Source organism: Neisseria sp. P0008.S010, from assembly GCF_051962715.1.
Taxonomy (GTDB): domain Bacteria; phylum Pseudomonadota; class Gammaproteobacteria; order Burkholderiales; family Neisseriaceae; genus Neisseria; species Neisseria elongata.
The window spans coordinates 1-10,012 of record NZ_JBQCVA010000065.1 but is presented as its reverse complement, the minus strand read 5'-3'; the positions used below and the strand labels follow the sequence as shown (position 1 = coordinate 10,012).

Sequence of the window (10,012 nt, the reverse complement as noted above, 5' to 3'; positions counted from 1 at the left end):
AGGCGGGTGTTTTTGTGCATGTTCATGTTACAGTATTCTCCTGGAAATACTGTAAACAACGCTAGGGATTTCTACAGCTTAGTTGATGGTTTTTTTACCCAAAAGGACGATGTCGGCCTGCATGGTTTCGAGGTCGCAGACTTGCGGCAGCCGCCCCCATTCTTGGAAACCGAAGGTGTGGAACAGGCGGATGCTGGCGTGGTTGTGGCCGAAGATGACGGCGATGATGTTTTTGATGCCTAAGGACGGGGCTTTTTCCAGCATGTAGCGGACGAGGATTTTACCGACGCCGACTCCGCGCATGTCGTGGCGGACGTAGATGCTGATTTCGGCGGTGATGCGGTAGGCTTCACGCGGGTGGTAGTCGCTGAAGCCGCCCCAGGCGAGGAGTTCGCCTTCTTGGTTTTTCAGGACGTAGAGCGGGCGGTTGCCGCCGTGGGCATCAAGCCAGCTTTGGCGACTTTCGACGGTGGCCGGGCTGAGGTCGGCGGTGGCAAGGTGGCTGTCTATGGTGCTGTTGTAGATGTCTACGATGGCGGACAGGTCGTCTTGCCGTGCTTCGGTGATGCGGTAGCCGTTCATTTTCAGACGGCCTATCGGACGAGTTTGGAGATGGTTTTGAACGCCGGGTGTTTGGCATCGCGGAGGAGGGCGAAGAGGAGGCTTTCGCCGTTGCCGACGGTTGCGCCTGCCGCGCGCATTTGTTCGAGGCCGTTGGCTTTGTTGGCGGGGTTGCGCGAGGCGGCGCATTCGGCGGGGATGTAGACGTTCAGTCCTTGCGCGCGCAGGTCGAGTGCGGTTTGCAGCATGCAGATGTGGGTTTCCGCGCCGATGAGGACGATGTTTTGCGCGTTGTGCCGGCGGATGAAGTCTTCGGTTTCGGGCAGGACGGCGGAGAAGCGGGTTTTTTCGACGAAGGGTGTGTCCGGCAGCAGGCTTTTGATTTCCGGCAGGGTGGTGCCGAGGCCTTGGGGGTATTGTTCGGTTGCCATCATGGGGATGCCGAGGGCGTGCAGTCCTCGGATGAGGAGTGTGCAGGCGGCGGTGAAGCGTTCGGCTTCGTGCAGGGCCGGGGTCAGGCGTTCTTGGATGTCGACGATGAGGCAGGCGGTGTTGTCGGTACGCAGTGTCATAGTGATTTCCTTTTGTGGCTAACGTAGATTAGCCCTAAATTCCACATCAAACCCGCAAGATTTTTAGCTGCTGGGACGGTGTGCCGAAGTTAAACCGAAATTCGCATTCTTTCAAGAACAGCGGTAAAGATTTGCGATCGATTCCGTTGTATTTGCGTAAGACGCGTTTTGCCTGATTCCAAAAATTCTCAATGCCGTTGATGTGGTTCTGGCGGTCGGCAAACGCTTTGGAATGGTTGATGCGGTGATGGATAAAACCGCTCACATCCAACTTGTCGTAGCTGCTCAGACTATCGGTATAAACAATACTGTCCGGCATGATTTTCCTTTTAATGACAGGCATTAAAGTATCGGATTTGGCATTATCTACGACAACGGTATAGACCCGTCTGTTACGTTTCAGAATGCCGAAGACAACCACTTTTCCTGCCGCACCGCGACCACGTCTGCCTTTACTCCGTCCGTCGAAATAGCTTTCGTCCAACTCGACAGAGCTCTCGAAAACCTCATCGGCAGCCAAGGCCAAATGATGGCTGATGACCATGCGGATTTTGCGGTAGAATAGTTTGGTCGATGAAGTTTTTAACAATTTTAACAATATGAATTCGACGAAAGTTATTTCGCTGGATGCAATAAAGGCAGATGCACACATAGTTATGGCAAGTGAAGTAGTAGTATTGTACATCGGAAACAACAAATCAGTTTAACTTTGGAATACCATTCCAGCAACTCAAAATCCTACGGAGTTGGTATGAGATTTAGGATCGATCTACATCAATCCCATAAAATTTCATCTATGATAGGGGCTTAGGAAGCAAAATCACTCAATATAGTGATAAACTTCTGAAATGAATTTAAAAAACAAGTATCAAAAATTCAGTAAAATTACCGAGCTCAAATTTCGCCGGCATTTGGCTGACGAATGCGAAAGGCAGGCACCTTTATACGGCATTGTAGAATTAAACGAACCCTATTTCGGAGCCAAACGTATCAGGGGCAGACGCGGGCACGGTGCGGGTAGGAAAAGTGGTTGTCTTCGGCATTTTGAAACGCGGGGGCAAGGTTTATACCGAGATTGTTCCCGATGCGTCCAAAGCAATGCTGCAGAAGGTCATTAGAGGTTGTGTCGGTATCGGGAGTGCCATCAATACCGACGGTTGGCTCGGTTATCAGGGATTGGTTGACATGGGTTTTGCCAGACATTTCAGGGGTCATCATGGTGGCAATGAGTTTGTCCGTGGTGCGCGGCATATTAACGGTATTGAATCTTTTCAAAGCTGCGCCGAGTATCGCTTGGTGCAATTTAACGGGTGTCGGAACATACGTTTTACCTGTATTTAAAAGAAACAGAGTCCCACTTTAATCACAGGCATGATGATTTATACACAATACTGCTGAGAATGTTGCGGGAAAATCCTTTAAAATAGATTTTACTTTCTAAGCCCCCTATACATTCTTGAATTAAGCACAATCATTAAAAATGATACTACATTACATTGTAATTAGTGATATCATTTATAATATGAAACTTACATCGGCCTAAACTACCAAAATTACATTTTGGAGCTAAAATGACTATCCTCCTAACCGGCGGAACCGGCTTTATCGGTTCGCACACTGTTATTTCGTTACTCCAGTCCGGCTTTGATGTTGTGATTTTAGACAACCTGAGCAATTCGTCCGTAAAAATCCTGCCGCGTTTGCAGCAGATTACCAGAAAACCCTTTCAGTTCTATCAAGGAGATATTCGCGATTGCGAAATTTTACGGCAGATTTTTGCCGAACACGACATCGATTCTGTCATTCATTTTGCCGGTCTGAAAGCGGTTGGAGAGAGCGTGGCCGAGCCGATCAAATATTATGATAACAACGTGTCAGGCAGTTTGGTATTGACCGAAGAAATGGCAAGGGCGGACGTCTTCAAGATCGTTTTCAGCTCTTCGGCTACAGTGTATGGCGATCCGGGAAAAGTCCCTTACACGGAAGATATGAAACCAGGCGACATTACTAGTCCCTACGGTGCATCCAAAGCTATGGTAGAACGGATTTTGACTGACATTCAGAAATCTGACCCACGTTGGAGTGTAATTTTATTGCGTTATTTCAACCCTGTCGGCGCACATCAAAGCGGCTTAATTGGCGAGCACCCTAACGGGATTCCGAATAATCTGTTGCCGTATATCTGCCAAGTGGCTGGCGGGAAACTACCGTATCTTTCCGTGTTCGGAGATGATTATCCGACTCCTGACGGTACGGGTATGCGCGACTATATTCATGTGATGGATTTGGCGGAAGGTCATGTTGCCGCAATGAAGGCCAAAAGCCATGTTCCCGGAGTACACCTAATGAATTTAGGGTCGGGGCGTGCTTATTCAGTGTTAGAAATTGTCCGCTCCTTTGAAGCCGCCTCGGGCCTAACCATTCCTTATCAGATTAAGCCACGCCGAGAAGGTGACTTGGCTTGTTTCTATGCTGACCCGACTTACGCTAAGCAGCAAACCGGTTGGGAAACCAAACGTGATTTGACCCAAATGATGGAAGATGCCTGGCGTTGGGTGAAAAACAACCCGAATGGTTATGAAGACTAGCATTCAGGCCGTCTGAAACCTTCGCCGAAACATTTTTATCCAATATTTTCCTTAGGATTCAACATGACCGTATCCGTCAATTCGATTACCGTCGCCAACAACGCACCGTTCGTCCTATTCGGCGGACTGAATGTATTGGAAGACTTGGACTCCACGCTTTATGCCTGCGAACAATATACCGCAGTTACCGAAAAACTCGGCATCCCGTATGTATTCAAAGCTTCGTTCGACAAGGCCAACCGCTCGTCCGTACACTCCTACCGGGGTGTCGGATTAGATGAAGGTATGAAGATTTTTGCCGCCGTCAAACGCGAATTCGGCGTGCCGGTGATTACCGACGTACACGAGCCCTACCAATGCACGCCGGTGGCAGAAGTATGCGATGTCCTGCAACTGCCCGCCTTCTTGGCACGCCAGACCGACTTGGTGGCAGCAATGGCGGCAACCGGCCGTGTCATCAACATTAAAAAGCCCCAATTCCTCAGCCCTTCGCAAATGAAGAACATCGTGGAAAAATTCAAAGAAGCCGGTAACGACAAACTGATTCTGTGCGAACGCGGCTCGAATTTCGGCTACGACAACCTGGTGGTAGACATGCTCGGCTTCGGCGTTATGAAGAAGAACTGCCCGGGCGTACCGCTGATTTTCGACGTTACCCACTCCCTGCAAACCCGTGATTCCGGCTCTGCCGCTTCCGGCGGACGGCGCGAGCAAGTATTGGATTTGGCTTTGGCCGGCATGGCGACAGGATTGGCCGGCCTGTTCCTCGAAGCCCATCCCGACCCGGACCGCGCGAAATGCGACGGCCCCAGCGCACTGCCGCTCGCCAAACTGGAAGACTTCCTGCTGCGGGTCAAAGCGGTAGATGACCTGGTCAAATCCTTTCCGGCCTTAGACATCCAATAATAGATAAGGCCGTCTGAAAACACCGTATCCGATACAGAAAGGTTTTTCAGACGGCCTCATACTATACCGGCCATTCTTTTCTATTTTCAAACCATCAGAATCCATACAGAGTGAAAACTGCCCTTATCTTCTCCCGAGGCATCCGCAACACCCCCCATTTATCAGCCTTTTTGCCTGATTACGACCTAAAAAAAACAACACCCCCGCAAACCGTCATCGGCTGGGGCTACAAACCGACGGCGGACAAAGCCCGTGCATTTGCCGCCGCACACAACCTGCCCTATACCGCCTTGGAAGACGGTTTTCTACGCTCGCTCGGATTGGGCGTCGAAGGCTACCCGCCCTTGTCCCTCATCATCGACGACATCGGCATCTACTACCACACCGCACAACCTTCGCGTCTGGAACAGCTCATCATGCAGGCCGACCGCCTGCCCGCAGAACTTTCCGCACAAGCCGAAACCGCCATGCGGCTGATTGTCGGAAACCGCCTGTCCAAATACAACCATGCCGCAGACTTTGCCGAAACAGACGCATCAAAAAGGCCGTCTGAAAAACCGATTGTCCTGCTGATTGACCAAACCGCCGGCGACATGGCCGTCAAATACGGCGGCGCGGACGAACACACCTTCCAAACCATGTTTCAGACGGCCTTACAGGAAAACCCACAAGCGGAAATCTGGATTAAAACCCATCCCGACGTTTTGAGCGGCAAACGCAAAGGATACCTGACCGACATCGCACAACAAGAAAACATCCGCCTGCTGGCCGAAGACATCCACCCGATTTCCCTCCTACAACAAACCGATAAAGTCTACTGCGTTACCTCGCAAATGGGTTTTGAAGCCCTGCTGTGCGGCAAACCCGTAACCACCTTCGGCCTGCCCTGGTATGCCGGGTGGGGTGTTTGCGACGACCGCCATCCCGACATCGCCAAACTCGAACAATCAGGCCGCCGCACCGGCAGAACGCTGACCCAACTGTTTGCCGCCGCCTACCTGCAATACAGCCGCTACATTAACCCCAATACAGGCCAAAGCGGCACCATCTTCGACGTTATCGGCTACCTCGACCGCGCACGCCACCTGAACGAATACCTGCGCGGCAACCTCTACTGCATCGGCGTATCCCTATGGAAACGGGCGGTTATCAAACCGTTCTTCAACGTCCCGGCCTGCCGCCTGCATTTTGTCTCCACGGCCGACAAAATGCTGAAAATCAACCTGCCGCCCGATGCACGACTGCTTGCCTGGGGCGGCGGCAAAGAAACGGTTATCCGTTTGGCCGAACAACTCAACCTGCCCCTGCTGCGTATGGAAGACGGCTTTATCCGTTCCGTTGGGCTAGGCTCCAACCTCGTCCCCCCCCTGTCGCTGGTAATAGACGACCTGGGCATCTACTTCGACCCTGCCCGCCCGTCAAGGCTGGAACACATCCTGCAACACCGGCACTTCGACGAACATGACCGCGAAACAGCGCAAAACCTGCAACGTGAACTCATCGAAGCCAACATCAGCAAATACAACGTCGGCCGCACCGAAACAACGCAAAGGCCGTCTGAAAAACGCATCCTGCTTGTCCCAGGGCAAGTTGAAGACGATGCATCCATCCGCTTGGGCGCGCCGGAAATCTGCCGCAACCTCGACCTGCTGCGTACCGTCCGCGAGCGCAATCCTGATGCCTACATCATCTACAAACCCCACCCGGATGTCGTCAGCGGCAACCGCATCGGTGCCGTCCCGCCCGAAGAATGCGCCCGCTATGCCGACCAAACCGCCGCCGAAACAGACATCCTCACCTGCCTGCAACATACCGACGAAGTCCACACCATGACCTCGCTTACAGGCTTCGAAGCCCTGCTTCGCGGCAAAGCCGTCCACTGCTACGGCCAACCGTTTTATTCAGGCTGGGGGCTGACTTGCGACGAACACCCTCATCCCCGCCGCACACGCAAACTGGAATTATGGCAACTGATTGCCGGCACACTCCTGCACTACCCGCTCTACATCCATCCCGACAGCCAAACCATGACGGATGCTGCCACTGCCGCGGCCATACTGAAAAAAAATAAAGAAATACAGAAAAACGGCAAACTGAAACAGAGCTGGCCATCCAAACAACTCAACAAAATACGCCAACTCTGGCACTCACTTAAATAACGTATAAAAATAGCATATAATGCAAGGCTGCTCACCAAACTATCTGACAATAAATATAGAAATAATAATGGCCACAATTAAAAGCAACCTGCAAACCCTAACCGATTCGGCCGACCGTATCCTGCTGCTGCAAGGCCCGGTCGGACATTTCTTTCGGGACTTCGCCCGCTGGTTGGAACAACGCGGCAAACAAGTCTTCAAAATTAACTTCAATGCCGGCGACGAAGCCTTCTATCCTGCCACCATCCCAAACACCCATGCCTACCGCGGCAGCACCGAAGACTTTCCTGCTTTTCTAGCCGAATTTACCGCTAACAATAAAATCGATACCATCGCCTGCTTCGGCGACACACGACACTATCACACCGTCGCCCGACAACTGGCCGAAAATACGGAAGGCATCCGTTTTTGGGCTTTTGAAGAAGGCTACTTCCGGCCGTTTTTCATCACCCTGGAACAAGGCGGCGTCAATGATTTTTCCCCCCTCCCGAAAGAAGCCGCATTCTTTCAGACGGCCTACCCCCGCTTGGCCGAACAACAATACCGCACACCGTCAACCGTTCCCGGCGGCTTCCTGCCCGTTGCTGCCGCCGCCACGCGCTACTACGTGGCAGCCAACCTGTACCGCAGCCGCTACCCGCACTACACCCACCACCGCCCGTTCGACCTTTGGCACTACATCAAACTTTGGAGCCTGTCCGGTATCAAGCGCGCCAACTACTGGTTGAAAGACAGCCGTTTTGCCAAACGGGTGGAATCGGGCGAGTTCGGCCGTTTCTTCGTTGTTCCCCTGCAGGTTTTCAACGACAGCCAAGTCCGTGTGCACAGCGACTTCTCTTCCGTCCGCAACTTTCTGCTGCACGTCCTCACATCCTTTTCCTTCCACGCACCCCAGAACACCTCTCTGCTGATCAAACACCACCCGATGGACCGCGGCTTCATCGACTACGGCAAAGTCATCAAACACTTCATCAAAAGGCATCCGAAACTCAAAGGCCGCATCCACTACGTCCACGACGTCCCCCTGCCCGTCTTCCTGCGCCACGGCACCGGCATGGTGACCCTCAACAGCACCAGCGGCATTTCCGCCCTAGTGCACAATATGCCTGTCATTACCCTCGGCCGTGCCAATTACGACATTCCCGGCCTGACATTCCAAGGCAGCCTGGCCGAATTCTGGCAACGTCCCATTCCTCCGGACGCAGAACTGTTTCACGCCTACCGGCAATACCACATGAACGTGACACAAATCAACGGCAGCTACTACAGCCGCGTCAACCTACAATAAAACAAACCGAAGGCCGTCTGAAAACACATTTTCAGACGGCCTTTTTCAATATATCTACAAGAAATGTCCGGCAGCATTATCCAAACGGTTTATTTCTAGCACAAACGGTTATTATCGGCTAGAATCAACAACCTTCTGTTAAAATAAGAAATCCAAGTAGACACCGACCATGACAGAAACCGAAAACGCCGACTCCATCTTCCAACAGGCACAAAAGCTCCTAACAGCCATGCCGCCTGACTACGCAACAGCGCTTCCCCTGCTCGAGCAAGCGGCGGAAGCCGGTCATGCCGAAGCAGCCTTCCAACTCGGCGGCTGCATGCAGTACGGCATGGGCACGGACCCCAACCGGGTACAGGCCACCTACTGGCTGCGAAAAGCAGCGGAAGGCGGCCATACCACGGCACGCTACAACCTTGCCCTACTGCGCGAAGACAACGGCATCAACATCCAATCCGTCCTGCCCGCCTACCTCGCACTGGCCGAAGAAGGCCATACCGACGCACAAGTCCGCGTCATGCACTATTACGCCGAACAAAAAGACGACCGCGCCCTCTACTGGGCCAAACAAGCGGCACAAAAACACCACCCCCAGGCTCAAATTTTCCTTGCACAGCACTACCAAAAAGACGGTAGCCTCAACCTGCCCGCCGCCCACCAGCTTTACCAACAGGCTGCCGCGCAAGGCATCGTATCCGCCCATTGGCAACTGGCCAACCAATTCCTGCACGGACAAGGTGTCGTCAAAAACCACACCCAGGCACTCTACCACCTACGTATCGCCGCTAATGCCGACATACCCGCCGCCCAAGCCGAACTGGGCAAACTCCTGCTGGAAGGGCAACACTTGCCTGCCGACCCGGAAGAAGGCATCAAATGGATCAACAAAGCCGTCCGGCAGGAAGACGACAACGCCTGCGCCTTTTTAGCCAAACAATACCTTATCGGCGCCAACCTGCCGCGCGACTATAAAAAAGCCGCCCTTTTTGCCGCCAAAGCCGCCCGTCACAACCATCCCGACGCACTCTGCCTCTTGGGCGACATCCGCCAATACGGCCTCGGCATCCATGCCGACCTGGAAAAAGCGCGCAGCTATTACGAACACGCCGTCAAATACGGCAGCCTCGTTGCCATGCAGCGCCTGCTGATGCTCGATTCCCGCAGCCACGTTGCCAACCCCACCTACAACCAAGAAGTCCTCGAATTCCAACAATCCGTCGAACGCAACTACCAATCCGGTTTCACCCTGCACTACGGCATAGGCGTACCGCAAGACTTTGAAAGCGCGTTCGCCTACTACTCGCTGGCCGCCCGCAACGGCCACCCCAAAGCACAAACCAACCTCGGCATGATGTACTACAACGGCGAAGGCATAGAGGCCGACCCCAAACAAGCCGCCCGCTGGTTTACCCAAGCCGCCACCCAAGGCGACACCACCGCCCAATACAACCTCGCCTGCCTGCACTACTCCGGCACCGGCGTACCGCAAGACACAGCCGTCGCCTGCAAATGGCTGCAAACCGCCATCGACAGCGGCCACGAACACCCTGAACAACTGCGCGAACTCATCCACCAATGGCGCGAAAACCCCTGAACACAAATCAGGCCGTCTGAAACCTTTTCAGACGGCCTGATTTACCGTATAACCGCCCAAACCGATTAAAAATCCACCTTCAAACCTAAAAAAGGAAGAGTCTGACGTAAATTAGCAGTTATGCTAGGCCACGAAAATGAAGATAACATGCTGCAAATTAAAGAAAAAAGTACAGAAAGAACTGCTCCGGTTTTTTGTACTTCAAGTTACCGCCCGTTCCGCTGCCGATATTTTGCACATTCGGCCCAACTCCGTCATCCTGTCCTGCCGTAAAATCCGTATGGTCATCAGCCATCATTTGGCCTTGGTCGCCGATGAGGTTTTTGAGGGCCCTGTCGAGTTGG

The 10,012-nt window shown here is 52.9% G+C and carries 8 protein-coding genes and 2 pseudogenes; 7 read left to right on the top strand and 3 right to left on the bottom strand.

Annotated elements, in window-relative coordinates; genetic code table 11:
• Positions 1-78: 78 nt before the first annotated feature.
• From ACTHSL_RS11695 to ACTHSL_RS11685, 3 genes are read right to left on the bottom strand one after another with little or no spacing between them, the layout of a single operon-like run.
• Complete coding sequence (locus tag ACTHSL_RS11695) at positions 79-582, bottom strand: N-acetyltransferase family protein (RefSeq protein WP_440381537.1); 504 nt, start codon at positions 580-582, stop codon at positions 79-81.
• Positions 583-593: 11 nt separating this feature from the next.
• The gene (locus ACTHSL_RS11690; protein ID WP_440381539.1) at positions 594-1,127 is read right to left on the bottom strand and encodes an isochorismatase family protein; all 534 of its coding nucleotides are present in this window, start codon (positions 1,125-1,127) and stop codon (positions 594-596) included.
• A gap of 52 nt (positions 1,128-1,179) precedes the next feature.
• A complete protein-coding gene (locus ACTHSL_RS11685; RefSeq protein WP_440381536.1) occupies positions 1,180-1,785 on the bottom strand; it encodes an IS1595 family transposase in 606 nt (201 codons plus the stop codon).
• Between the two features lie 196 nt (positions 1,786-1,981).
• Here ACTHSL_RS11685 and ACTHSL_RS11680 point away from each other — a divergent pair.
• The 7 genes and pseudogenes from ACTHSL_RS11680 to ACTHSL_RS11650 all read left to right on the top strand — a co-directional run.
• Positions 1,982-2,560 (top strand): annotated as a pseudogene (locus ACTHSL_RS11680) (IS1595 family transposase).
• Between the two features lie 144 nt (positions 2,561-2,704).
• A complete protein-coding gene (galE, locus tag ACTHSL_RS11675; RefSeq protein WP_440381535.1) occupies positions 2,705-3,721 on the top strand; it encodes a UDP-glucose 4-epimerase GalE in 1,017 nt (338 codons plus the stop codon).
• A 63-nt stretch (positions 3,722-3,784) separates the two neighbouring features.
• Positions 3,785-4,627, top strand: coding sequence for a 3-deoxy-8-phosphooctulonate synthase (kdsA, locus tag ACTHSL_RS11670; RefSeq protein WP_440381534.1), 843 nt, complete (start codon positions 3,785-3,787; stop codon positions 4,625-4,627).
• Between the two features lie 110 nt (positions 4,628-4,737).
• The gene (locus ACTHSL_RS11665) at positions 4,738-6,786 is read left to right on the top strand and encodes a capsular polysaccharide biosynthesis protein (protein WP_440381533.1); all 2,049 of its coding nucleotides are present in this window, start codon (positions 4,738-4,740) and stop codon (positions 6,784-6,786) included.
• 61 nt (positions 6,787-6,847) lie between these two features.
• Complete coding sequence (locus ACTHSL_RS11660) at positions 6,848-8,074, top strand: capsule biosynthesis protein (RefSeq protein WP_440381538.1); 1,227 nt, start codon at positions 6,848-6,850, stop codon at positions 8,072-8,074.
• A 169-nt stretch (positions 8,075-8,243) separates the two neighbouring features.
• Positions 8,244-9,668 carry a tetratricopeptide repeat protein gene (locus ACTHSL_RS11655; protein ID WP_440381532.1) on the top strand — a complete coding sequence of 475 codons (1,425 nt, stop codon included), beginning with the start codon at positions 8,244-8,246 and terminating at the stop codon, positions 9,666-9,668.
• Between the two features lie 136 nt (positions 9,669-9,804).
• A pseudogene (locus ACTHSL_RS11650) lies at positions 9,805-10,012 on the top strand (IS1595 family transposase); the annotation flags it as partial.

Excerpts from the sequence above, each read along its gene's own strand:
- kdsA (WP_440381534.1), top strand. The coding sequence starts at position 3,785 with ATGACCGTATCCGTCAATTCGATTACCGTCGCCAACAACGCACCGTTC.
- galE (WP_440381535.1), top strand. The coding sequence starts at position 2,705 with ATGACTATCCTCCTAACCGGCGGAACCGGCTTTATCGGTTCGCACACT.
- ACTHSL_RS11695 (WP_440381537.1), bottom strand. The coding sequence starts at position 582 with ATGAACGGCTACCGCATCACCGAAGCACGGCAAGACGACCTGTCCGCC.
- ACTHSL_RS11685 (WP_440381536.1), bottom strand. The coding sequence starts at position 1,785 with ATGTGTGCATCTGCCTTTATTGCATCCAGCGAAATAACTTTCGTCGAA.
- ACTHSL_RS11655 (WP_440381532.1), top strand. The coding sequence starts at position 8,244 with ATGACAGAAACCGAAAACGCCGACTCCATCTTCCAACAGGCACAAAAG.